Source organism: Parafrankia irregularis (genome assembly GCF_001536285.1).
Taxonomy (GTDB): Bacteria; Actinomycetota; Actinomycetes; order Frankiales; family Frankiaceae; genus Parafrankia; species Parafrankia irregularis.
In genome coordinates, this window is sequence record NZ_FAOZ01000002.1 from 180219 (window position 1) to 203745 (window position 23527).

At 69.6% G+C, this 23527-nt stretch carries 18 protein-coding genes and 2 pseudogenes; 9 read left to right on the forward strand and 11 right to left on the reverse strand.

The genetic code is table 11. From position 1 onward, the window contains the following. Positions 1-71 precede the first annotated feature (71 nt). Positions 72-233: a hypothetical protein gene (locus AWX74_RS03280; RefSeq protein WP_226931069.1), complete on the reverse strand. Its 162-nt coding sequence runs from the start codon at positions 231-233 to the stop codon at positions 72-74. A gap of 506 nt (positions 234-739) precedes the next feature. On the opposite strand from AWX74_RS03280, the gene AWX74_RS03285 reads away from it, so the two are divergent. Beyond that, on the forward strand, positions 740-1600 hold the full coding sequence (locus AWX74_RS03285) for a helix-turn-helix domain-containing protein (RefSeq protein ID WP_165615466.1): 861 nt from the start codon (positions 740-742) through the stop codon (positions 1598-1600). Positions 1601-1712: 112 nt separating this feature from the next. Here AWX74_RS03285 and hpnH read toward each other — a convergent pair whose 3' ends face one another. From hpnH to AWX74_RS03305, 4 genes are all read right to left on the reverse strand, one after another. Beyond that, complete coding sequence (gene hpnH / locus AWX74_RS03290) at positions 1713-2711, reverse strand: adenosyl-hopene transferase HpnH (RefSeq protein ID WP_006542368.1); 999 nt, start codon at positions 2709-2711, stop codon at positions 1713-1715. A gap of 992 nt (positions 2712-3703) precedes the next feature. Continuing rightward, positions 3704-4075, reverse strand: a complete 372-nt coding sequence (locus tag AWX74_RS03295) for a hypothetical protein (RefSeq protein WP_006542369.1) — start codon at positions 4073-4075, stop codon at positions 3704-3706. A 575-nt stretch (positions 4076-4650) separates the two neighbouring features. After that, complete coding sequence (locus tag AWX74_RS03300; protein WP_091271456.1) at positions 4651-5124, reverse strand: peroxiredoxin; 474 nt, start codon at positions 5122-5124, stop codon at positions 4651-4653. Positions 5125-6147: 1023 nt separating this feature from the next. Further along, complete coding sequence (locus AWX74_RS03305; protein ID WP_091271460.1) at positions 6148-7797, reverse strand: NAD(P)/FAD-dependent oxidoreductase; 1650 nt, start codon at positions 7795-7797, stop codon at positions 6148-6150. Positions 7798-8127: 330 nt separating this feature from the next. Here AWX74_RS03305 and AWX74_RS03310 point away from each other — a divergent pair. The 4 genes and pseudogenes from AWX74_RS03310 (at position 8128) to AWX74_RS03325 (ending at position 12599) form a co-directional block, all read left to right on the forward strand. Beyond that, positions 8128-9913: pseudogene (locus tag AWX74_RS03310) on the forward strand (hydantoinase B/oxoprolinase family protein). A 287-nt stretch (positions 9914-10200) separates the two neighbouring features. Further along, positions 10201-10920, forward strand: coding sequence for an HD domain-containing protein (locus AWX74_RS03315; protein ID WP_091271462.1), 720 nt, complete (start codon positions 10201-10203; stop codon positions 10918-10920). 70 nt (positions 10921-10990) lie between these two features. Further along, positions 10991-11140: pseudogene (locus tag AWX74_RS41100) on the forward strand (helix-turn-helix domain-containing protein); the annotation flags it as partial. 271 nt (positions 11141-11411) lie between these two features. Beyond that, positions 11412-12599 carry a CaiB/BaiF CoA transferase family protein gene (locus tag AWX74_RS03325; RefSeq protein ID WP_091271465.1) on the forward strand — a complete coding sequence of 396 codons (1188 nt, stop codon included), beginning with the start codon at positions 11412-11414 and terminating at the stop codon, positions 12597-12599. Between the two features lie 147 nt (positions 12600-12746). On the opposite strand, the gene AWX74_RS03330 is transcribed toward AWX74_RS03325, so the two are convergent. The 3 genes from AWX74_RS03330 to selA form a co-directional block, all read right to left on the reverse strand. Continuing rightward, positions 12747-13763, reverse strand: a complete 1017-nt coding sequence (locus AWX74_RS03330) for an HpcH/HpaI aldolase/citrate lyase family protein (RefSeq protein ID WP_207550248.1) — start codon at positions 13761-13763, stop codon at positions 12747-12749. 307 nt (positions 13764-14070) lie between these two features. Next, the gene (locus AWX74_RS03340; protein ID WP_242666055.1) at positions 14071-14538 is read right to left on the reverse strand and encodes a hypothetical protein; all 468 of its coding nucleotides are present in this window, start codon (positions 14536-14538) and stop codon (positions 14071-14073) included. A gap of 526 nt (positions 14539-15064) precedes the next feature. Next, the gene (gene selA, locus AWX74_RS03345; RefSeq protein ID WP_091271470.1) at positions 15065-16786 is read right to left on the reverse strand and encodes an L-seryl-tRNA(Sec) selenium transferase; all 1722 of its coding nucleotides are present in this window, start codon (positions 16784-16786) and stop codon (positions 15065-15067) included. 463 nt (positions 16787-17249) lie between these two features. Here selA and AWX74_RS03350 point away from each other — a divergent pair, with 463 nt between their 5' ends. The 3 genes from AWX74_RS03350 (at position 17250) to AWX74_RS03360 (ending at position 19323) form a co-directional block, all read left to right on the forward strand. Then, positions 17250-17885, forward strand: a complete 636-nt coding sequence (locus tag AWX74_RS03350; RefSeq protein WP_091271473.1) for a TMEM165/GDT1 family protein — start codon at positions 17250-17252, stop codon at positions 17883-17885. An 80-nt stretch (positions 17886-17965) separates the two neighbouring features. Continuing rightward, positions 17966-18664, forward strand: a complete 699-nt coding sequence (locus AWX74_RS03355) for a pentapeptide repeat-containing protein (protein ID WP_091271475.1) — start codon at positions 17966-17968, stop codon at positions 18662-18664. A gap of 257 nt (positions 18665-18921) precedes the next feature. Then, positions 18922-19323, forward strand: coding sequence for a hypothetical protein (locus tag AWX74_RS03360; RefSeq protein WP_006542387.1), 402 nt, complete (start codon positions 18922-18924; stop codon positions 19321-19323). 151 nt (positions 19324-19474) lie between these two features. Here AWX74_RS03360 and AWX74_RS41110 read toward each other — a convergent pair whose 3' ends face one another. After that, a complete protein-coding gene (locus AWX74_RS41110) occupies positions 19475-20113 on the reverse strand; it encodes a hypothetical protein (protein WP_091271477.1) in 639 nt (212 codons plus the stop codon). A 651-nt stretch (positions 20114-20764) separates the two neighbouring features. Here AWX74_RS41110 and AWX74_RS03370 point away from each other — a divergent pair. Further along, on the forward strand, positions 20765-21184 hold the full coding sequence (locus AWX74_RS03370) for an STAS domain-containing protein (protein WP_242666056.1): 420 nt from the start codon (positions 20765-20767) through the stop codon (positions 21182-21184). Here the strand turns inward: AWX74_RS03370 and mshD are convergent. Further along, a complete protein-coding gene (gene mshD / locus AWX74_RS03375) occupies positions 21148-22140 on the reverse strand; it encodes a mycothiol synthase (RefSeq protein WP_091271482.1) in 993 nt (330 codons plus the stop codon). The two genes, AWX74_RS03370 and mshD, sit on opposite strands and share 37 nt — an antisense overlap. A 488-nt stretch (positions 22141-22628) precedes the next feature. Continuing rightward, positions 22629-23369 carry a response regulator transcription factor gene (locus AWX74_RS03380; RefSeq protein WP_006542391.1) on the reverse strand — a complete coding sequence of 247 codons (741 nt, stop codon included), beginning with the start codon at positions 23367-23369 and terminating at the stop codon, positions 22629-22631. Positions 23370-23527 lie beyond the last annotated feature (158 nt).

The window sequence follows — 23527 nt, forward strand, 5'->3', positions numbered from 1 at the left end:
GCGCCGACGGTGCCAGCCGCCCGGGTGCCACCCGGGCTCACCGCGCCGGCTGCGCCGCATGCCCTGCTGGCTCACGGGGACGGGCTTGAGGGATGCACCCGGACGACCCGGAAGTCGACTCCCACGATTCGCCCGTACATCTCCGCCGACATCGGCCCGGGAAAGGTGCCCACGACGGACGTGGGAGAGCCTGAGGTGTCCACGAACACGACCGCGTAGGCGGTCGGCGCCAACCACTTCCTCCCCATTACCGCCTGGGCGTGCCGCCAGCTTTCCTCCGACGGAGGGTGAAGTGGGCTCGGCGTGGTCATGTTCGCCCCGCCCCGCCCAGGAAAGGTCTAATTTCGCTAGAGGAATACGGGGGGTTTCCGCTGATGTCGTCGGCGTGCCGGTTGCTCTTCGCCATGTCGATGCTCCGGTCAAGGTGCGGTGACTGCTGGATCGCATCCTCCTTCCGCTTGCACCGACGGTCCCTGAAGACGGACCACAAGGGGAGGGTGTGAGAGTCGTCATACTGCAGTCATGGGGAAGAAGCGACACAGAGCCACCGGCACGCCGAATAAGGGTCATCGGGCAGAACCGGGTCGCATGGCACGATCAGAATGGGAGATCAGCGCACGAACGTCCGTGGACCGGGGGAGTGGTGTTTCGAATGCAGGGGTGTGAAAACAGTCAGACCGGTTGGACACGGCCGACCGCGGGCCAGAACCGGGGGTCCCGGGTGGACGATGTACGGGACATGCAACCCTGTCTCGCCAGTCTGCTGGGCGCCATCGTCCAGTACAGGAAGGCCGCCGGGCTCAGTCAGGCCCAGCTCGCCAACCGGGTGCGGTACCAACCGAGCTATCTCTCGAAGGCCGAACGTGGCCTGTTGGGCGTTCCGTCGCAGTCGCTCATCACCGCTATCGACGCGGAGCTGAACGCCGGCGGCACGCTCGTCGAGCTACGGCGCCACGCGTGGCTCGAGGACAAGGGAGGCCAGGCTGGCGTCACGTGGAGGGAGGTTCCGCAGGAGGTGGACATCACGAATCGTCGACAGCTCATCGTCGGAGGCGGCGCGGCGGCGGTCGCGCCCGCGATGGTCGCGCCCGTAGCCGTCGGGTCGGCGGCCGTCGCGTCGGCGACGATGGAGAACGCACCGGTGCCCGCCGCGTCGCGGGCCGCGCTGGCCGGCATACCGGGCCAGGTCCGCGGTGACCTCGCCGGCCGTTGGTGGACGTCCTGGCAGACCTTCCGGGACGGTGAGGAGATCCACTCCTCGCAGGAGGTCAACGTCGACCAGGCCGGCGACCACCTCACCATCGCGGCGATCTCGCGCGGCCTGGCGCTGGAGGAGGGCGGCTACCTGTGGTCGGGGGAGCTCCGCGTCTTCGACAACGAGATCGTCATGGGCTGGTACATGGCGATCGACGGTCCGGTGCGGTCGAAGGGAACGCTGTTCATGTCGCTGCATCCGCACGGAGACCGACTGACGGGCCGCTGGGTGGGGCTCAGCTACGACGGCCTCTTCATCGAGGGTTGGGGAGCGATGGCGCGGTCAGAACAGGTCACGATCGCGCTGATCGAGCGGCTGAAGAAGCAGCACCCGCGCGGGGTCTGAGACGCCGTGGCAGCCCGGCAGGCGGGACCACGGTGAGGCGGTCGTCGGCCACTGAGCAGGGAGCCGGGCCGCCATCACCGAGGTCGACCGCCACCCCTGCCGGGCGGGTGGTTCAGCGGGTCGCGCGAATCGACTCTCGCAACGAGCTCAGCGTCGCCGCGATCGCCGTCGGCTCGTAACCGCAGTGCGCCATGCAGTTCGCGCAACGCGGGTCGCGGCCGCGGCCATACGACTCCCAGTCGGTGGTGTCCAGCAGTTCCTGGTAGGTCTTGGCGTAGCCGTCGCCCATCAGATAACAGGGCTTCTGCCAGCCATACAGCGAGTAGGACGGAATCCCCCAGGCGGTGCAGGGGAAGTCCACCTTGCCTTCGAGGAAGTCCAGGAACATCGGCGAGTGGTTGATCCGCCAGCGGTTGCGCCGGCCCTCGGCGAAGGCCTTGCGGAAGAGCTCCTGGGTCTCCTTGATTCCGAGGAACTTGTCCTGCTCGGGGGCCTTCTCATACGCGTACGCGGGCGAGAGCATCATCCCGTCGACATTGAGGTCGTTGTTCAGGAAGTCCAGGACCTCGATAACGGTCTGCGGGGTGTCAGTGTTGAAGAACGTCGTGTTGGTCGTCACCCGGAAGCCGCGGCGCTGGGCCTCCTTGATGGCGTCCACGGCCTGCGCGAACACGCCCTGCTTCGCGACAGACTCGTCGTGGCGCTCCTCAAGCCCGTCGATGTGCACCGCAAGAGACAGGTACGGCGACGGCTTCAGCTTGTCGATCTTGCGGGGCAGCAGCAGCGCATTCGTGCAGAGGTAGATGAACTTCTTGCGCTTGACCAGGCCTTCCACGATCTGCTCGATCTGCGGGTGCATGAGTGGCTCACCGCCCGCCAGGCAGACGACGGGCGCGCCGCACTCGTCGGCGGCGGCCAGCGCCTGGTCCACCGGCATCCGCTGCCGGAGGACGTCCGCCGGGTGCTGGATCTTTCCGCAGCCCTCGCAGGAGAGGTTGCACGCGAAAAGAGGCTCCAGCTCCAAAGTGATCGGGAACTTGTCCCGACGTGCGATCTTCTGCTTCAGCAGATAGGCACCGATCTTGATCGCCTGACGCCGCGGAATGCTCATTTTCACCCTTCCGGTGGTGATCTATGTTCGCCTGGTGAGTGGAGTGATCCTTTTCCGTTGTCGGCTCTGACCTGCCGCGACAGCGCCCGACGGATGCGAGATGGAAAAGGATCATCGGCGATGCCTTACCGCTCCTGTCAGTCTAGGTAGGCACCTAATCTAATTCCCAGGAAAATTCTTCATTGAGATCTACTTAACCGGCTGGTGCGAGATCGTACTTCGTCGGTTCTGTTGTCCAGCAACTGCCGCGTGCCGGGGTGAGACGTGACATCCGGCCACCGGAGCAGGTGTCACGTTCGTATTCCAGCCAGGACCCTGGGCCCGTCGGGCTGCGGCCAGGGCTGTCGTGCGGCCGGTCGTGATACCTGGACCTTCGACCTGCCTGCGCGTGGACCGGTGGAAAGCGGCGGTGCGTCCGGTCGGTATGGGGTCCCCGCGAGGCACGTCGACTGGAACGACCGTAACAAGATCAGCGGAATCTCGTCGCGCCCAATGGTGCCGGGCCATCGGGTGATGGGGCCACCGTGCCATCGGGTAACGAGCGCCGGGCGTGCCGGCAGTCGGTGCCACCGGTCTGAAGTGCCCGCTCAGGAGGGGCGTGGGTCGGACGTGCCGCGGTCATGCTCGACGGCGGAGCCCCGTTGTCCAGCTAGCCAGGCGTTTCGGCGTCGATGACCGGACGGGGGTGCCTGTCAGGGCCGGTCCGGCGGGCGGCAGCTGGCCGCCGGCGTGTATGCAGCCGGCAAGGGCGGTGCCGTGGGGCTGTGGTGTCGTTGTGGCCCCGGCCCCGGCTCTGGCCCCGGTTTCGTGCCTCCCTGGCCCCGGCTGTGGCCGTGACGGCGGTGGGCCGACCGTGACGGACTACGGGAGTGGTCTCGCGCGTGGTCCGAGAAGGCGGTCGCGTTGCGCGGCCCCTGAAAAGCCGGCTGCCGCCGAGGCCATGCCCTCGGTGGGGTGGCCTCGGCGGCAGCCGGTCGTCGAGTGGGACGACGTCACATGTCGAGACGCGACTCGATGGAGCGTAGGCGGTGACGAGCCATCGCAAGGTTGGCCCGGCTCTTGTCGAGCACCAGATAGATGAACAGCCCGCGCCCGGTGTGGCTGCTGAGCAGCCTGATCAGGTGGTACTGCCTGCCGAGGGTGATGAGGATGTCCTCGATGGTGTCCTGCAGGCCCAGATTCTCCATCGTGCGGATCTTCGAGCGGATGACCTCGGTGTTGCCCGCGGCCGCAATCTCCAGGTCGAAGTTATGGATGTTGCTGAGCTTGCCGAGGGTCATTCCACTGGTGAAGTCGACGAGTGCGACTCCGGTGGCACCCTCGATCTCCAGGCATTCCTTCAGCGCGATGTCCACGCTGTTCATGTCGCCTCCCACTTGATCTTTGGTTTCGTCCTTGGCAGGTTCGTCACTGCCTCCGTCGTCTGCGGGATGGTCGTCTTCGGCGAGCCGATCCTCTCGTGCGAACCACCAGGTCCCGAGCCTTCTTCGCATTTCGCCCCACTTGAAAATGGGAGCACTCTCCGGGTCTTCGAGCGCCATGCCGTAGACGCCCTCTCTCCCGGCAATGCCAACTCGCAGGTACCTGCCGACACCATTCCACCAGAATTCAGGTGCATCCGGCCCGTGCAGTTATGGCGTGCATTGCACACTGGTTGGTCGACCAGACAGGTGAGGTATCGCGAGCCTGCATATTGAGAGCGCTGTAGGTTTGCTGCCTTCAATTCCATAACCGCAGGTCAGGGGCGGCGCGGGGTGGTTGAAGCGGTGCCGGCTGTCCGGAGCCGGGCCTGTCGCGGACAGGCCCGGCGGCTGATCAGAGCCGGAAGGAGATGACATCGAGACACCGGAACCGCCGGCACCAGAACTGCCAGACTGCGCAGCCGCCCGGTCAGATGGTGACGGTCCGGGGGGCACATCGGGTGTGCGGCCCGGACCGGTCAGAGCTTGGCGAGCGCGGCAGCGATCGTGTCGACGTTTGAATAGGTTATGCCGATCAATCCGACCTCTTTCCAACGCAGCACGCCGTCCCCGTCGACGACGAACACCGAACGCCGCAGGCCCAGTCCGGGCAGGGCGATGCCGTACTGTTTGACGACCGTGCGCTCGGTGTCGGCCAGGAGCGGGAACCCCAGCGAGTGCGACCGGGCGAATTCCTCGTGGCTGTCGAGCCCCTGCGGGCTGATTCCCCATACCGGTGCCCCGAGACCGCGGAACACCTCGATACCCGCAGTGTAGGAGCACAGCTGCTTCGTGCAGACCGGGGTGTTGTCGCCGGGGTAGAACGCGAGGACGACCGGATGGCCCTTCTCCTGGGAGAGGGTGAAGTCCGACCGGAGCGCCTCTGGGCCGTTGAGCGTCAGGCCGGGAAGAGTGAAGTCGGGAGCCGGTTGGCCGACCGCGGGAGTTGCCATCTGGAGATCACCCTTTCTTTGTGGCCGAGTGTGCTCGTGCCGTCGTCGGACCCGCCTGGGGGGCCGCCGGCAGGCCGACGGGCGGCGGGGGCCCGATGGGTGAGGCGACAACGCTTCGGCCGCCCGGAGCCCGGGCATGGTGGACGTGCGGGAGTGCGGGACCTGCAGGGGATGTGGGAACCGCGCAACGTTCGGGGCCGCGTCCTGGGCGGGCCGCAGGGGAGTTGCGGGATCCACCCGCAAGCTCGACCATCTGACTCCTTCGGTTGCGCTCGGACGTGGTACCCGTGACAAGGCGGTCCGAGCGCCGGTGCCCGTCGTGGGTGACCGTCGAATTATGCCACCACGCCGGTGACGTAAAGCTGATGTCGTCGGCGCCCCTTGATCCCGCACTCCTGGTGGTGGCCCGGCAAGCTGTGTCGCCGGCATTCTCCCGGTGTGCCGAGTCGCGATGCTCGCCAGGGTCTGCCATTGTGCCCATGTTGTGGGACCAAAGGCCCGGTCGGTGCGGCAATAGCCCCGAACCAATCCGGCCCGGCCCGTGCGTCGCGGCGCGGCTGGGAGAATCCGGAGCGGAACTCCACAGCGGCCCGGAATAGATCTCGGAACCGATCTACCGGATTCAGTGGAGCTGTGTCAGATCTTCCGGGTGCTGTGGGCGGATTCACGGGTGCCGCGTCCGCCTGTTCCCGGGGTCGTAGTCATGGATGCAGGCGGGAAACGCCGGCGGCCCGTGCTTCGAATCGTGCGCTCTGGCGCAGAACAGATGTCGATCCGACGCTCCTGTCGGGGCGCAGCGGCACGGAATGGCGCGGAACAGGTCCACTGTTCACGCTGGCGCAGCCGGCCCGGTGCGGCAGCGGGGGATTGGTTCCCGGTTAACAGAGAAAAGCTCCTGCCCAGGCGGTGGGCAGGAGCGACAGAGGGCGCTGTCCGGCAGCGTGCCGGACGGGCCCAGGGCGGGAGCGGCGCTTGGCGTCGGCCGCACCCTGGGCCAGATCTGGTCGCCGTCGGTAGCAGTCCTCAGAGCGCCGCCGGCGCCGGAGCGCCACCGCTGCGGGCCAGCAACGCCTCGAGGTCGTAGCCGTACCACCGGCGCATCGGCTCCGGCGAGGTCGTCCGGCCCCACTCGTACATCCGGCGCTGCGCTTCGAACGAGCCGTCATGCCACCGGCGCAGGACGTCCCCGAGCCGTAGCGGACTCGGCAGGAAGTCCGCCGAGCCGAGCAGCGTGGCGAGCTGCTCCACCGCCGCCCCCGGTGTCGTCCGGTTCTGCTCGACGTCCTCCATGACCAGGCCGAGCCGGCGGAACAGGTCCTGGAACTCCGGCAGGTCGGGGCAGAAGGTGCCGGGGAAGGGGGCGTCGAACAGCCGGTCGAACAGCGCCGGGTCGCCGCTCTCCTCATAGGCGAAGTAGGTGCCGACGATGCGGGCGATCCCGAGGTTCCAGCCCATGAACCAGACCTTCGACCAGGCCCGCCACAGATCGAAGTCGCGGAAGGAGGTGTAGGAGCCGGCTACCAGCTGGTCGTTCACGTCGAGGATGGTCTGGTTGAGCTGGTCGACGGAGGCGAAGCGCTCGGCCGAGAGGTCGTCGTCGGCGAGGGCCTCCATGAGCAGCGGCGCGAACGAGTAGATCACCTGCATCGTGTTCGCCATGCCTCGGGAGAACAGGGCGTCGATGGCACCGGCGGCGTGGCTCATCATGGCCCAGCGATCGCCGACGGTGCGGGTGCTGGAGTACTGGGTGCGCCCGGTGGAGACCCACTCCCAGGTCGGCCGCGCGTGCTCGAACTGGCGGGCGACGCTGGGGAAGCGGTCGAGGAATGCCTGCCACTCCTCGGTCGCGCCGACTCCGGGCTGCTTCGGGAACCGGCGTGTGTCGAGGTTGAGCCCGACGCTGCACAACGGGTTGGTGGCGCCTTCGTGGTTGTCGAACGGGATCACCCACATCCAGCCACCGTCGAACAGGTGGTGCAGCGTGCCCTGATACCAGGGCGTCGGCTGACCGCTCGGCCGGGTGACGTGATCGAACGGGGTGACGCCGACCATGTGGGTGAACAGCGTCCGTGAGTGGCTCCGGAAGCGGCAGGGATCCTCGCGCAGGCCGTACTGGTTCGCGAGCACGGAGTTGCGCCCGGACGCGTCGACGACGTAGCGGACCCGCAGCTGTTCTCCGGCCCTGGTGTGCAGGATCGCCGCGCTGTCGGTGATCTCCACGCGATCGACGAAGGTCCGCTGCCGAGGATGCGCACCGTGCCGCACCGCGGAGTAGAAGAGGTAGGAGTCGATGTCCTGGCGGTGCATGTGCATCTCGGGGCCGTTCGGGAACTCCGAAACGCTACACTGCGTCACCTCCTCCGGGTTCTGGATCTCCCCCTCCCGGTGGTAGACGAAGCCGAAGTTTCGTTTCACTCCGCAGGCGGAGGAGACGTGCCGACGGACTCCCTCGAAGCTGCTGACGTGGCCGAGTTCCGGGACGTCGAACCGTTTGGCCAGGAGTTTCAGCAGATAGGTCGTCTCTCCGATCGTCGATTCCCCCAGCGCGAATCTCGGGTGTGTGCCGCTGTCGATGAGTACCACGCTGTGACCATGGCGGGCGAGGATGTTGGCCAGTGTTGAGCCGGCGATGCCGCTGCCGAGAATGGCGACCGAATAGTCGTACTCACTCATTGCGTTGCTCCCTGGACGCAGCTATCCGGAGACGATTGACGGATCTTGTCGCGCCCGTGGGCGCCCGAGACCCTCAGGCCTCGTCCTAATCGCGTACTGAACCACTTATCCGTCCGTTGGTCTAGATAAATGAGAAATCAATACGAAGTGGACGTTGCATTGTGGTGTTTGGCAGGGATTGATCTAACTTAGGTGTTTGGCCTGATCTGTCCGTATGGTCTTATTGGGGTGCTTTGTTGGTCTGGATCCTGTCACCTGGTCTTGTGTCACGGATGTTGACTTCCTCGGTGAGCTCGGCTCGGCCGCGGCGCGGGGTGGGAAGCTGGGGGCATGGATCCGGTGACCCTGGCGGTGTTGTCGAGTGCGGTGGGCGGCATCGCGCAGGAGATGGGGACGCTGCTGGTCCGCAGTGCCTACTCGTCCAACATCAAGGAGCGGCGGGACTGCTCGGCGGCGCTCTTCGACGCCCGCGGGCGGATGATCGCGCAGGCCGCTCACGTGCCCGTCCATCTCGGCGCGATGTACGAGTCCGTGCGGGTGGTCACCGAGCGTGGGCCGGAGCCCGGTGACGTGTGGGTGCTCAACGACCCGTTCTCCGGCGGCAACCATCTGCCGGATGTGACTCTGGTATCCCCGTTGCTGCTCGGTGACGAGGTCGTCGGCTATGCCGCCACCCGCGCCCACCACTCGGACATGGGCGGGATGCGCCCGGGCTCCATGCCCGCCGACTCGACCGAGATCTTCGCGGAAGGCCTGATCATCCCGCCGATCCGTCTCGTCCGAGCCGGTCAGTGGCAGACGGACGTGCTCGATCTCATCTGCGCCAACTCGCGGACGCCTGATCTTCGGCGCGGTGACCTGCGCGCGCAGGCGGCGGCGGCCGGCTGGCCTGGCGCAGACCCGGCTCACCGAGCTCTCTCACCGGCACGGCGGGTCGGTGGTGCTGGAGTCGTTCGCCGAGGTGCTCCGCTACGGCGAGCGGCGCAGCCGGGCGGTGATCGCGAGTCTGCCCGACGGCGTGTACCGGGTGGAGAGCGAGCTGGAGGGCGACGGAGTCGACGACCGGGACATCGCGCTGCGGGTCGCGGTCGTCATCGCGGGCGACAGCATGACGGTGGACTTCAGCGGAACCTCCCCGGCGGTTCGCGGCAACGTCAACTGCCCACGTGCCGTCACCCGCTCGGCCTGCTGCTTCGCGCTGCGGGTGCTGTTGCCCGAGGACGTCCCGACCGGTGACGGCACCTACGCCCCGCTGACCGTGGTGACCGAGCCCGGCTCGCTGGTGGACGCGCGGCGGCCTTCCGCCGTCGTGGCCGGCAACGTCGAGACGTCGCAGCGGATCGCCGACACCGTGCTCGCGGCCCTGCGACTGGCGACCGGGGCGGATGCAGGTTCGGTCGGAGTGTCGGATGCGGCCGGGGCGTCGGAGTCGGAGGCACTGCGCTCGGAGATCTCCGAGACCGTCGAGATCTCCGAGGCCGCCGTGCTGCCGGCCCCCGGGCAGGGGACGATGAACAACCTGGTGATCGGCGGAGCCACCTGGACCTACTACGAGACGCTGGGCGGCGGCCAGGGTGCGTCCGCCCGGGGGCCGGGCCCGTCCGGAGTGCACGTGGGGATGACGAACACCCTCAACACCCCGATCGAGGCGCTCGAACTGGAGTACCCGCTACGGGTGGAGCGTTACGAGCTGGCCGACGGAACCGGTGGGCGCGGTCGGCATGCCGGGGGCGCGGGGCTCGTGCGCTCGGTGCGGGTCCTGGAACCGGCGACGCTGTCGGTGCTGAGTGATCGGCGGCGGCATGCGCCGGGTGGGATCGCCGGCGGGGAACCGGGTGCGGTCGGCCACAACGACGTCGACGGGGTTCCGCTCCCGCCCAAGGCGAGCCGGCAGCTTCCAGCCGGCGCGGTGGTCACTCTCCGTACTCCTGGTGGCGGTGGATGGGGCCCGCCGCCGTCAGGTGACGGTGCTGTGGATGGTGTCGCCGGTGGTACCGGCGGCGGCGGTCGCGGTGGCGTCAACGGCCATGTCGTCACCGGAAGTGACGACACTGACCTGGACGAAGCGGACGGAGCGCCAGTTGACGAGCACCCGCTGCCCGCCGACGAGGTGTAGCTGCTCGACTTCGCAGCGGAACACGGCCTGCGCGACGCGCCGCCGGAGTTCCTCGGGGTCGACCTCGTCACGCAGAGTGTAGGTCTGATCGTCAATCGTTATCTGAACTGCCACGCGCCCACCTTCGCACACGTGTTCGACTACGGCAACGTGTCATCTAGCAAACGATGAGCCAAAGGTGTGATCGGCGGATCCACGCAATCGGCTGCGAAATCGGCACTCGGCGTTCACGATCGAGATGGGAAAGGCAGTGGCCCGACCGGGACACCAGGCACCGGGAGGCACGGATGGAAGCCGAGTTCGGTGTCGGCACGGCGATGGCCGGGTGGGCCGATCCGGGCGAACCAGGCCGCGCTCCGCGCTCGCCCCTGGCCAGAGCCTTCGACGGAGCGTTACTGACCGTCGGGGCCAGTGCCGAGGCGGGAGAGCGGGTGGCGGCCTTCGTCGATCTCGTCCGGCGCTACCGGGAACCCGGCCGCCACTACCACACGCTGCGTCACATAGCGGAGACCACCGCGGCCTTCCACCTGCTGATCGCCGCCGATCGTGCGGAGGCCGCCGGGGTCGATCCGGCGGTCTGCCTGCTCGCGGTGCACTTCCACGATGCCGTGTACGACTCGCGCGCCCGCGACAACGAGCGACTGTCAGCCGATCTGGCCGCTGAGGTCCTCGGCGGCCTCGGCTGCCCGGCCGGGGTGATCGCCGACGTGCGCCGGCTGGTGGAGGCCACTGCGGGCCACGGTTCGCGTTCGGTCGACGAGGCGTTCGTGAACGACGCCGACCTGCGGGTGCTGGCCCGCCCCGCGCAGTCCTACGACCACTATGTCCGCCGGGTGCGGCTGGAGTACTCCTGGGCTGGCGGCGACGCCTGGGCCGCCGGCCGTGGTGCCGTGCTGCGGCACCTGCTGGACGGGCCGATCTACGCGACGGCCTGGGCCCGCCGGCACTGGGAACCGGCCGCCCGGGCCAACCTCAACCGCGAGCTTTCGGCGCTGTCCCTGACCTGAGACGGATCCGTCCGACCGGGCGTCCGACGGGATCTCTGACGGCGTGCCCGAGGCGAAGGGCAGCCAGACCGTGGCCGCGGTCGAGCGGGCCGCCGACATCCTGCTGCACTTCACCAGGGCCCGGTCGGCGAGCCTGGGCATCACCGACATCGCCTCCGAGATGGGCCTGTCCAAGGCGGCGGTGCACCGGGTGCTCGCGTCGCTGCGCTCCCGGGATCTCATCGCGTTCGACGAGAAGACCCGCCGCTACTCGCTCGGGCCGACGGCCCTGGTGCTCGGCCTCGGGGCGGCCCGAACCGGGATTCCCGCCTGCCCGTGGTCGTGCCGCGGCGGTGCTGCCGCAGGGGTCGTTGCTGTTGTCGCGGGGGTGTTGTCGCGCGCTTCGGGCGTGGGCACTGACACATCGGGTGCTGCTGTCCGGCGACTTTCCGGCGGCGGATCCGACTGTTACGAGTTTGGAACGCAATTTCGACTGATGGAACGGAGTAGCAATGGGGCCGCTCTCGGACCTGACCGTTCTGGACTGCTCGACGCTGTTCGCCGGTCCGCTCGCGGCGACGGTGCTTGGCGACTTCGGCGCCGAGGTCATCAAGATCGAGCATCCCGAGAAGGGCGACCCGAGCCGTACCCACGGGCACTCGAAGAACGGTGTGGGCCTGTGGTGGAAGATGCTCGGGCGCAACAAGCGCGCGGTCACGCTCAACCTGGGCCGCCCGGAAGGCGCGGAGATCCTCCGTGGCCTGGTGGCCGGCGCCGACGTGCTGATCGAGAACTTCCGCCCCGGCACCCTGGAACGCTGGGGGCTGGGGCCGGACGTCCTGCACGAGATCAACCCGCGGCTCGTGATCGCCCGGGTCACCGGCTTCGGCCAGTTCGGCCCGTACGCCCGTCGGCCCGGCTTCGGCACGCTCGCCGAGTCGATGAGCGGCTTCGCCGCGATGACGGGTGAGCCGGACGGGCCGCCGACCCTGCCCCCCTTCGGCCTCGCCGACGGGATCGCCGCCCTGACCTGCTACGGCGCGATCCTCACCGCGTTGCACAGCCGGGCGTCCACCGGAGTCGGCCAGGTCATCGACCTCGCGATCATCGAGCCGCTGGTCACCCTGCTCGGCCCGCAGCCGACCGTCTACGACCAGCTCGGCCTGATCCACGAGCGGACCGGCAACCGGTCCGTCAACAACGCGCCGCGCAACACCTACCGCACCGCCGACGGTCGCTGGGTGGCCGTGTCGACCTCGGCGCAGACCATCGCCGAGCGGGTGATGCGGCTGGTCGGGCGCCCCGAGGTGATCGACGAGCCCTGGTTCGCGACCGGGGCGGGGCGGGCACAGCACGCCGAGGAGCTCGACGCGGCCGTCGGCGGGTGGATCGCCCAGCGCAGCCTCGGCGAGGTGAGCGCGGCCTTCACCGAGGCGCAGGCCGCCGTCGCCCCGATCTACGACGTCACCGACGTGCTCGGGGACCCGCAGTACCAGGCGCTCGACACCATCACGACGGTCGACGACCCGGATCTCGGTCCGCTGAAGATGCAGAACCTGTTGTTCCGGCTCTCCACCACCCCCGGCGAGATCCGCTGGACCGGCCGGGCGGTCGGAGCCGACACCGCGGACGTGCTGGCCGAACGGCTGGGCATGTCCGCCGACGAGATCGCCAAACTGCGGGAAGAAGGTGTTCTGTGAGCGTGGTCGATCTCGCCTCGGCGACGGTGCCACGCCGGCGGGCCCTCGCGGAGAAGATCACGGTGGTGCCCGACACGATGTGCACCGCGGAGTTCCCACTGGCTTTGCCCGCGTATCGACCCGACAGCGGTCACGACTGCTCGTCGGTCACGGCTGCCCTGTGCCGTGGCCGCTGCCGGGGCTTCTGCTGGGGTCGCTCAGGGCGAGGTGCGTGGCGAGGACGCGGCGCGCGCCGCGGATGACCGCCTCGTCGACCATGCTGCCGTCGCTGGCCGCCGCCGCGCCGCCGGCCGCCTCGAACCGTTCGATGAGCACACGCGCGCGCCGCACCTGCTCGGCGCCCGGCGTGAAGACCTCGTTCACGACCGGGATCTGGGCCGGATGAATGCAGGCCCGCCCCAGGAATCCGAGCCGGCGCAGCCGGTCGGTGGACGTCCGCAGGCCGTCGGGGTCGTTGTAGACGACCGAGACCGGCGCGACGGGCGGCATGATGCCGGCCACCGCGCTTGCGAGGACGATCTGACTGCGCACCCCGAGCAGCTCCGACTCGTCCGGGCCGAGCTCGACGCCGAGGCAGGCGCGCAGGTCGGCCTCGCCGATCTGCAGATGGCGCACCCGGGGCGCGGCAGCGATCTGCGCCGCGCGGGTGATCGCGGCCGGTGTCTCCAGCAGCGGCGCGACCGCCGCCGTGGAACCGGCCCGGGTGAGCTCGGCGTCGACGGCCGCGACCTCTTCGGCGTGGTCGGTCTTGGCGAGGCAGAGGCCGTCGAGGTTCGGGGCGTCGGCGAGCGCGGCGACATCGCGGGCGCGCAGGCTGCCGGGGTTCACCCGCACCCAGATCCGCGGGCGGTCGGGTCGCCGGGCTGCTGCGGTGCCGCCGGGAGCTGTGCCGCCGGGAGCTGTGCCGCCGGGAGCTGTACCGCCGGCTGCTGTGCCGCTGCGAGCCGTGCCGCGGGCTGCTGTGCCGCCGGCCGTCGGGCCGCCGGCGGGCAGGTCCGGGAGGGTATGCAGCCAGTCGCGGACGAGCGCGCGGGCGGCGTCCTTGCCGCTGGGCGGGACGGCGTCCTCGAGATCGACGATGAGCGCGTCGGCGCCGCGGTCGAGCGCCTTCGCCAGCTTCGTGGCATCGCTGCCCGGTACGTAGAGCCAGCTTCTGATCGACATACGGACGTTCCACTCTGCGTGACGCCGTTCCGAACTCATGCTCTCACGGGGGGCGGGACCTGGTCGGGGTGGCGACAGGCACATGGGCCGGGGCTGGCCTGGCGGTGCGAGTGGGGGAGGATCCATCCCTGGATGGAAGATATGAAACATCGTTCCATCTAGAGGAACGTTTGGGAGTCATCGGCGAGCCGACCGGCGAGTACGTGGCCCGCGGCTGAGTCGCGCCGCACCCGACGGCTGTCTCGTCGAGCGGAGTGGTTGTCCGTCGAGCGGTGCGGCCGGCCCGTCGTGCCGTGCGGTTGCGCTGTCAGGCGGTGCGGTTGGTCGGTGGCGGGGCGCCGGGAAGGTTCCCCGCCACCGGCCGGCGGGGCCAGCCACGCAGCAGGCCTGGCCATTTCCTGAGCAGGAGGGCGAGGGCGACGCTGCCCAGTACCGCCGTGCTCAGACACGGTCCGGTGGCGAACTCGGACGGGTCCGGTTCGAGGCCCGGCCAGCTCAGCCCGAACATCAGCAGAGAACAGACCGCACCGGTCCCGCTGGTCAGCAGCGGGAACCGGCGTGCCCCGGGCAGACCGAGCAGAGCAAGCCCGGCCGCCAGGAAACCGAGGATCGCTGCCGCGAGCAGCACCCCGCCGACGGTCCTGATCGCCATGGGAGGAAGCCAGCTCGGCTCCCAGGACCACGATGTGCCGTTCCAGCGAAGCCGGGCATCACTGCCGGGTGCCCCAAGCGGGGCGCCCGGCCAGACCAGCAGATGCACAAGACCGTGTGTCATGAGGATGAACCCAGCCGCCCAACGCACCCCCCGGCTCACCGAAGTCCCCGGAGGATGTCCCGGCCTTCAGGCTGGGGAGGAATCCGGTTTCCCGCCCAGTGGGGCGGGGACCGCCGGTTCGGCGGGATCGGCGTTGCGGACGGCGTACCCGGTGGCGGAACTGTCTGGACACGGGGAGACACCGGTTTCCTGGCAGGCATGTGGACATCCCTTCGTAGGGTTTGTGTGTCCCGTTTCCGGCTTTGTCTGTCTGCCGAGCAGGCGGTCGCGCTGGACGAGCACCGTGGGCATGCCCGTTCTGTGGAACAGGTGGCGTGGGGTCGCGTGAGAGCCAAGCGCGGTTCCGGGTGTGGCCTGTGGGCTTCGGGGCAACGCGGGTGTGAACGCTGCTGCGAACATCGCCGCGGGGCGCGCGGTGACTGCGCGGGGAGGGGCCGGGTTGCCGGTGCCGGCGAACCGCGAACCTCAACGACGCGAACCAGTTTTCGTGCGGTTGGAGTCCTCCGCGTTCATGTGGAAGAGGAGGTCAATGGAGGGTCACCTCGTCGTCGGTGTCCGGTCCGGCGTCCACCAGGGGGAGCCAGCTCGCACCGGGTGAACGTTCCGTGCGTCGCGCCCAGTCCGGTACCCGGGCCCATCCGCCGGTGTCGGTGCTGGTGCCGGCGCGGATGCGGGCGTGCGGGGCCGTCACCGCGGAGCCGGAGCGGCCCGGCGGCGAGGTCGGCGCCTCGTTGATCCCTGCCAGGGGCCCAGACCCGGTGGCGGCGGCAAGAACCGTCGCGGCCAGGACCGGATCCAGATCCGCCGGCACCGACCGTAGATCGAGCAGGCAGCAGCCCTGCTCCACCCGTCCCAGCACGGCCGGCCGGCCCTGGCGCAGCAGCGCGGCGAGGCTCGCGTCGAGGGCGACGGCCGCGCTTGGCAGCCCGTCCTTCCAACCATCCGCCCCGTATTCCGGCGAACCGTTGTGGCCACCATGCCCACCGTGGGCCAGGCGGCCGCCGTGGCCGCCGTGGCCGCCTGGCGCGCCGGGGCCGATCGATGCGGGTCCGCCGGCATCCGCGTCCGCATCCCGCAGGTCCTTCGGACCCGCCCCGCCCCGCTGCGAGGGCGTGCCCGTTCCGCCTGTCTCGTCGATTCCATCCGAGCTGACCACCGCCCGGCTGCTCACCGCGGACGCCGGGACGCCGGACCTGCGCAGCCAGGCGGCCAGGCGCTCGGCGCGGGTCCGGAGCTCGGCTGGATCCGCGCGCAACGAGCGGCGGACGGGGTTGTCCTCGCCCCGCAGGGTGGCTTCGAGCGCGGCGAGCGTCAGTTTGCCGACCCGCAGCGCCCGGGCCAGCGGATGCCGGCGCATCCGGTCAACCAGATCGCCGCGGCCGAGAACGAGACCGCACTGCGGACCGCCGAGGAGCTTGTCGCCGCAGGTGATGACCAGACTGGCGCCACAGCGTAGCCAGGTGGAGGCGTCGGGTTCGTCGGGCAGCGTCTCGTCGGGTGTCAACAGACCGGATCCGGGATCGCCGACCAGGGGGACTCCGCGTCGGGCGCACAGCTCCGCGAGATCACTGAGCGCCGGCCTCGCCGTCAGCCCGACCACCCGGAAGCTGGGCGGGTGCATCCGGAGCACGAAGCCGGTTCGCGGGCCGATGGCGTCGGCATAGTCGCCCAGGGTGGTTCGGTTCGTCGTGCCCACTTCCCGTAGCCGGGCACCGGTCGCGGCCAGCAGGTCCGGGAGCCGGAAACCGTCCGCGGTCTCGACCAGCTCGCCGCGGCTGATAACGATCTCCCGGTCCGGCGCCAACGCCATGGCGGCGAGCATGACGGCGCCGGCGTTGTTGTTGACCACATGCACGGCGCGGGCCACCGGGACGGCGGCCGCCAGGGCGGTCAGTGCGGCGTTGCCGCGCCGGCCGCGCCGCCCAGACGCCAGATCGAGCTCGACGTCGCAGGTCGCGGCGGCGGCGTCGATCGCGGTGCGGGCCTCGGGGGAGAGCGGCGCTCGGCCGAGTCCGTCGTGCAGCAGGATGCCGGTGGCGTTGATCACCGGGCGGAGGTGTCCGGGCAGCCGGGCTGGGGCCACCAGCGCTGGTCTCGGCTCGGCGTCCTCCAGATAGCCGGTCGGCTGGCTGGCCGTGTGGCCGGCTGGCTGCCCGGGGGAGTGGCCCGTCGGCTGGCTGGCTGCGTGGCCGGCACCCTGGCTCGCGCCGATCGGGTGACCGTCGCTGGCACCCGGCCTGGTGGGCATGGTGAGGAAGCGTGTCGGCTCGACGGACGGTCGACCAGATTCGACGATCACCTTGAGTGATGCTAAGGGGGCAGATCTGTGAAGAATGGGCGGCGCTCCGCAGCGGACCGCGTATGTGTGGCCTTGCTGTCGTCTCGTCTGACCTGGTTCAAAACCTTCACCACGGCTCATCAGGCGGTAATGTTTCCCCCCGAAGGGGAGTAGCCCCGCCGTGGTGACCTGGTAGCCCGATTTCCAGCCCCGGTCCGGCCCGCGCCGCCGTCTGGCGGCTGGTCGCCGGCCGTGCTGGCGTCGGTGCGCTGGGTTGAGCACGGTCCGGCGTGTCGACATACTGGCTCGGATTCCGAGCCCGGCCGCCGGGCCTGACCTTCGTCAGGTGGGCGAGACCTTCGATCTGGCTGTCATGCCGGGTCGAAGGCGGCTCCCGTCCCGGCCCGGCCTCGAGGAGAGGACTACCGGGCCCGTGAATCTCACCGCCGCGTTCGTGACCTTCGGCGTGATCTTTCTGGCCGAACTTCCGGACAAGACGATGGTGGCGAGCCTCGTCCTGGGGAGCCGATTCCGTCCCCTCTACGTCTGGGCCGGAGTAGCCGCGGCCTTCGCCGTGCAGGTCACGCTGGCTGTCGCCGCCGGCAGCGCGATCTCGTTGCTGCCAGGCCGGGCGGTCGACATCGTGGCGGCGCTGCTGTTCGCCCTGGGTGCGGTGCTTGTCCTCAGGGAGGGACGGGAGGAGCCCGACGACGAGGCCGAAGGCGGACCGGCCGAGGGCGGACGGGCCAGTGACGTCGCCGCCGCCGAAGCCGTCGCCGCCGGCAAGTCCGGTTTCCCGCGGGTCGCGGCGACGTCCTTCGTGGTCGTGTTCGTCGCGGAGCTCGGCGATCTCACCCAGTTCTCGACCGCGAACCTCGCTGCCCGCTACTCCGCGCCGGTGGCCGTGTGGATCGGCGCGGTCCTCGCGCTGTGGACGGTGGCAGCCCTGGCCATCGCGGGCGGCCGTAGCCTTCTCCGTGTCCTGTCGGTGCGTCTGATCACCCGGGTGGCCGCCACCGCCTTCGCGGTGCTGGCGGTGATCTCACTGATCGACGCGATCCGAGGCTGACCGAGTCGGCCGGCGCCCAACATCCGCGCAGGCTCCACACCCTGCGGAGCCGGCATCGTGGCCGCCGTCAGAATCGGGCCATGACTCAGCGAACCCGGGCGGGGCGAGGCAGGTCCGATCCCTGGCAACCCGTACGGCCATCCGTGGCCGGAGTATCCCTGCCGGCCGACGGCTCGCCCCGTGGCCCAGGGCAGCCGTGGGTCATCCGTGGAACCATTGAGGACCTGGGGGCGGCGGTCGCCGACGACCCGGAGGCCGACGTTCTGGGCGGCGTCCGGATCGAGTCCGCGGTGCTCGCGTCCACCCGTGTTCTCGGGGGCGAGCTGGCCGGCCTGCACCTGCGCGACGTCCTGGTCGATCAGGCGGTTCTCGCCGGCATTGTGATCGACGGGGGCGGTGGCACGAGGGTCGAGATCACCGGTGGCAGGATCTCCGGGGCGGTGTGGATCCGCGGCGAGTTCCACGACGTCGTCCTGGACGGCGTGCGGGCGGACGACGTCACGCTCCGGTCGTGCACGCTGGGCCGGGCCCGCTTCAGCCGGTGCGACCTGTCGCGTCTGGATCTGACCGGATCCAGGCTCGATCATGTGCGGTTCGAGGAGTGCGACCTCACGGAGGCCGTCTTCACCGATGTCGCGATCAGGGCGGCGTCCTTCCGCGGCTGTCGCTTCGACGGTGCTGCGGGTGTGACCGGCCTCACCAATGCGGAGGTGGATGCCGACAGCCTGCTGACCCTTACCGGGCCGATGGCTGCCGCACTTGGAATATCCGTGGTCTGAACGTTTCGCAGCGATCTGTAAGGCCCGAAAAGTTGGTAGTGCTCGCGAGCGCTGCGTCGGTCGGCTGGCGTTGGGTGGCAGGATCAGAATTCGGAGTGGCTCAATGGCACGACAGTGCAGAAAAAGGGCGAATTAGCCCTGCTGGGAGGGCTCCCGACGGTGCGTGCTTATATCGGTGCGTCGAGCGCGCTTGTGGCTATGTGGGCACGAAGTGTGTCTTAGGTGTCTGATTTAGCGTGTGGCGCCGGGTATTGCCGATGGAGAGCGGAGGGGACGACGAGGAAATGATCACAGAGGAGGGCGGCTGCGGAGCCTGGCAGCGTGTGCCCGAGGACATAGTCGTACGGCTTGATGATGTGCCGGGAGCGGCCTACGAGGTGCCCAGTGAGGTGACCTGCGCGCTGCAGGAGGGCCACCCGGACAACCACATGGCCGTTTTGCAGGGGTGGGGAAGTGAGGAGGTCTGGCTGTCCTGGTCCGCCCCCAGAACGATCACAGCCCCCGGTTGCCGAGTCGACGGGATGACCTGCCTGCTGCCCTCCGGTCATCAAGGCCACCATCATGTGATCATGGCGGACATGGTCGAGGACGAGGGCCCGTACTGGGTCGCCGACCGTGCCGAGCTGGAGGCACGGCGCGCCAGCGTTGCCAGAGGCTGATCCGCACCGTCCGGCGCCGATGCCTGCGCGGCCGGCCCGGCCTGCCTCGCCACCGCCCGGCAGCCGGGGCGGGGCGAGGCGGGCCGGGCGGCAGGACCACGGCCAGGGTGGCCGGACCAGTCGCGTTGCCAGGCCTGCCGTGTGGGCTTGCCTAGGCCGGGCCGGTGATCGCCGGTGTCGCTGTGGGGTCGACGCCTTGACTGGGGGCGTCGTCGAAGACGAGGACGACTTCGGCGTCGGTGCTGAAGTCCCGCAGCCGCGCGCTGGCAGGCACACTGGCCAGCGCATGGCGCAGACCACCTGCCGTCGTGCCTTCGGCGGCCACGATGGTGATCCGTGTGCCGCCTTCGAAGCCCTCGGTGCTCCCGCTGACAGGCAGAGGCGAACGCGCGGGCTCGGCGGGTCCGGTTGTGTCGCTCTCACCGGCCATCGAATTCCATGCGGAGTCGAGTGCCAGCAGATGGTCGACGATGCGGCGGACCTCGTCCGACTCGAGATCGGCGGACGTCGTGGGGCCGGGGTCGGCCGCGGCGATGCGGAGCCGGACCAGCAGCTGGTTCTCGTCCTCGGCCGGCCGTGCTCCACACTCCTCTGGAGCCTGGGCGCGGGCCGGATCCTGATCGGGCGAACGGGCCGTCGCGGCCACGGTGATCGCGGCACCGTCCGCCCGGCCGACGAAGACCGTGATCTCGCGCGGTTCGGTCGTCAGATCTCGCCCGCCGAGATCGCTGCCGACATCCCGTGACGTACCGGGTGAGCCCGGTTGTGCTGGTGTTCCTGGTCGTGACATCGCGCCTTCTCCTCGCGTGGCAGGAATTCGCGGAATAGCTGTTCACCGAGGACGCTCTCACGGTGTTTCTGGTCATAACACCCCGCGAGACGGGGAGTTTCTGGCCGGCCTGTTGGTGCCAATGTGTCGATGAGGTAGATATCGCAGGTTTCGGGTCCGGGGCTTGTCGGGTGACCTGTGGGCCGGGCGAGCGGACAGGACGAAAGCGCGCGGTGAAGCGCGGCGGTGCGGTGGGCTTCGCTGTTCGTCCGCGTCGGCCAAGCGGGTCGGCCAGCCGTACCGCGTCCGGTGGAGCAACGGTGCCATTGCGCCGCGACCCGCAGGAACGGTCACCTTCCGCATCAGGTGTCCACCGCGCCGTCCGGCGAACACGAAGGGCCACCGGTCTTTGAACGGCGAACAGCGGGCGAACAGGGAACAGCAGGAGGACAGGGAACGGCCGGCGAACAGAGCTGGTGAAGCCGGGCCGGTGATGACGTAAAGAGCAGATGCCGGGAAAACCCACCCCTGAACCTGGTGTGAGGCCGATACCCCCGGGGTAGGTGCTGGGCGATCGCGCTTGTCCGGAGCGCGTCGCGCCGCGGGAGGCCAGCTCGGCCGGGCTTCCCGCCTCGCACCATCGTCCGGCCGACCGGAGCCATGGTCCCCAGCGTGCGTGTGGAAGTGACCGGCCGAGATGCCGTCGTGGTGCACCCGGAAGGCGAGATCGACTACTCGTCGCTGGAACCGCTACGGCAGGCACTGCTAGACGCGCGGATCGCCGGTGTCCGCGAGATTGTCGTCGATCTTCGTGAGGTCACGTTCCTGGACTCACAGGGGCTGGCCGTGATCCTCTACGCCCACCAGCGGCAGCGGTCGGCCGGTGGGCGCCTGATCCTGCGCAATCTCAACGAGAACGCCTACCGGCTGCTCTCCGTGACGAATCTGACCACTGTGATCGATGTCGACCACGGCTCGCCGGTGGCGCCGGCCCACTCGCCGGTGGCGCCGGCACAGGGGCAGCCGGCTCGCACCGGTCAGCCGACTCTCGCCGGTCAGCCTCGATCACGCCCCGGGGCGACCCGCTGGTAGGAGACGTCGGCGGTATGGCGATGGAAACCGAGGCGGGTGTAGAGCCGGACGGCGTGATCGTTGTCCTCGTCCACATAGAGCATCACCGTGGCGAGGCCGAGATCCCGCAGATGTCGCAGGCCGGCGATCGTGAGAATCCGGCCCAGGCCCGCGCCGCCCGCCTCAGGCGCGACGCCCACCACGTAGACCTCACCGATCGGTCCGGGCGCCGCCTGCGGGTCCCCGGCGGGCATCGGGTCGGTGGGGTGAACCTTCGTCCAGTGGAAGCCCACCAGCTGACCGTTCCGTTCGGCGAGGAAGAAGCCGGCCGGGTCGAACCATGGTTCCGCCTCGCGGGCGCGCAGGTCGTCCATCGTCCAGCGGCCCTGCTCGGGGTGCGTGGCGAACGCCGCCGAGTTGATCGCGAGCCAGGCCTCCTCGTCCCTGCCCACCTCGAAGGTCCGGAGGGTGAAACCCGGGGGGACGGTCAGGCTCGGCAGGTCGTCGTCCGCCGTGGCCGTTGCGCTGCTGGCCGTTGGGCTGCTGGCCGCGATCAGGGGACGGCGCAGTTGGAGAAGTACCCGCGCCCGTTCGAAGCCGGCACTGCCTGCCAGCGCCGCGGCTGCCGGTGCGTCGCCGTGGGCCCAGATGTTGAGCTGCGACGACCCGGCCACCGCCGCGGACAGTTCCCGCACCAGCGCGCTGCCGACTCCGGCGCGGCGATGATCGGGGTGGACGACCAGCTCGGCCTGCCGCTCCGAGGGGTCCCCGCCCACCGCGGCGAAACCCACGAGCGTCGATCCGTCCCATGCGACCAGGTGGGCCACACCACCGGCGCTCCCGCCCGGCCGCAGGGTGAGGCGCACATCTTCGGAGATCCCGCCGTTGCCGTCGACCTGCTCCGCGCTCGTCAGCAGTTCGGTGATGGCCGCCACGTCAGTCGCGTCGAGGGTGTCGAGCCAGCTCAGCGAGGTCATGTTTCAACGCTAGCCAGTGCGCTGTCGAAACATGCACCGTCAAAGTGAGCTGTCGAAATATGCACTGTCAAAGTGAGCAGTGTCGGCGGGGGCCGGCCGCCGTGCGCGAGTGGAGCCGCCGGGGTGCGAAGGCGTCGATGTCATCAGGTAACCGGCAGGTTACCGGGCCCGTCCTGATGCGTGTCGCCAGCGCAGCGGGTGGGGCCCGCCGATCAGCCGGTGCGTGCACGGCCGGAGCGCGTGTACCGCCGGAGCAGGAGGCCGGGCGCCGGGGAGCGTCGCGGCCGGGCGAAGGCCTCGGACCCCGAACACGCCGGAAGGGCCCGGTAGCCGTTCTCCGGACGGCCACCGGGCCCTTCCCGGTGCGCGCGGTTCTCAGCACGGTTCGCTGTCTGCGCGGTGGAGCTGGTGATGCTGCGCCGGCACCGGTCGTTGAGCGGGCGCCAGCGGTGCGGTGGTACTGGTCGTGCGTCGAGTCGGCGGACCGGTCAGACGCGCTCGGGAGTGCGGATGTCGTCCCGATCCAGGCGGTTGGCGGTGTCGGGCAGCGGCGAGATCGGCGGGGCGACGAACTTGTACCCGACGTGACGGACGGTGCCGATCATCGCCTCGTGCTCGGGGCCGAGCTTCGCGCGCAGCCGGCGGACGTGCACGTCCACCGTCCGGGTGCCGCCGTAGTAGTCGTAGCCCCAGACCTCCTGCAGGAGCTGTGCGCGGGTGAAGACCCGCCCCGGGTGCTGCGCGAGGTACTTCAGCAGCTCGAACTCCTTGAACGTGAGCTCGAGCGGACGGCCCCGCAGCTTGGCGGAGTAGGTGGTCTCGTCGACGGAGAGGTCACCGGACCGGATCACTCCGGCCTCTGCCGTACCGCCCGCGGCCGCGACCCGCCCGATGGCAAGCCGCAGACGAGCCTCCACCTCGGCCGGCCCGGCCGTGTCGAGCACCACATCGTCGACGCCCCAGTCCGCCGAGACCGCGGCGAGGCCACCCTCGGTGACCAGCGCCAGCAGCGGGGTGGTGAGCCCGGTCGTGCGCAGCAGCCGGCACAGGCCCCGCGCGATGACGAGCTCGCGGCGGCCGTCAACGACGATCACATCGACTGGAGGTGCGTCGAGCAGTGCGCTTGCCTCCAACGGCGCCACACGGACGGTGTGGGTGAGGAGGCCAAGGGACGGGAAGGACTCGGCCGACGGACCGGGGGCGTTGGTGAGCAACAGGACGACGCTCAAGACGGCTCCTCCAGGTGCGATGTGTGTTGGGGCAGCGTCGACCCAGGCGATCCTTGTCTCCGGTGTCCTACGTTCCACGACCGTCATGGGCATGAAACGAGTACCGGTCTGCAGGGGAGGATAGCGGAGTGCCCTACTCCGCTCCTACGGTCTATCGA

Excerpts from the sequence above, each read along its gene's own strand:
- AWX74_RS03285 (WP_165615466.1), top strand. The coding sequence starts at position 740 with ATGCAACCCTGTCTCGCCAGTCTGCTGGGCGCCATCGTCCAGTACAGG.
- hpnH (WP_006542368.1), bottom strand. The coding sequence starts at position 2,711 with ATGAGCATTCCGCGGCGTCAGGCGATCAAGATCGGTGCCTATCTGCTG.
- AWX74_RS03295 (WP_006542369.1), bottom strand. The coding sequence starts at position 4,075 with ATGAACAGCGTGGACATCGCGCTGAAGGAATGCCTGGAGATCGAGGGT.
- AWX74_RS03300 (WP_091271456.1), bottom strand. The coding sequence starts at position 5,124 with ATGGCAACTCCCGCGGTCGGCCAACCGGCTCCCGACTTCACTCTTCCC.
- AWX74_RS03305 (WP_091271460.1), bottom strand. The coding sequence starts at position 7,797 with ATGAGTGAGTACGACTATTCGGTCGCCATTCTCGGCAGCGGCATCGCC.
- AWX74_RS03315 (WP_091271462.1), top strand. The coding sequence starts at position 10,201 with ATGGAAGCCGAGTTCGGTGTCGGCACGGCGATGGCCGGGTGGGCCGAT.
- AWX74_RS03325 (WP_091271465.1), top strand. The coding sequence starts at position 11,412 with ATGGGGCCGCTCTCGGACCTGACCGTTCTGGACTGCTCGACGCTGTTC.
- AWX74_RS03330 (WP_207550248.1), bottom strand. The coding sequence starts at position 13,763 with ATGTCGATCAGAAGCTGGCTCTACGTACCGGGCAGCGATGCCACGAAG.
- AWX74_RS03340 (WP_242666055.1), bottom strand. The coding sequence starts at position 14,538 with ATGACACACGGTCTTGTGCATCTGCTGGTCTGGCCGGGCGCCCCGCTT.
- selA (WP_091271470.1), bottom strand. The coding sequence starts at position 16,786 with ATGCCCACCAGGCCGGGTGCCAGCGACGGTCACCCGATCGGCGCGAGC.
- AWX74_RS03355 (WP_091271475.1), top strand. The coding sequence starts at position 17,966 with ATGACTCAGCGAACCCGGGCGGGGCGAGGCAGGTCCGATCCCTGGCAA.
- AWX74_RS03360 (WP_006542387.1), top strand. The coding sequence starts at position 18,922 with ATGGAGAGCGGAGGGGACGACGAGGAAATGATCACAGAGGAGGGCGGC.
- AWX74_RS41110 (WP_091271477.1), bottom strand. The coding sequence starts at position 20,113 with ATGTCACGACCAGGAACACCAGCACAACCGGGCTCACCCGGTACGTCA.
- mshD (WP_091271482.1), bottom strand. The coding sequence starts at position 22,140 with ATGACCTCGCTGAGCTGGCTCGACACCCTCGACGCGACTGACGTGGCG.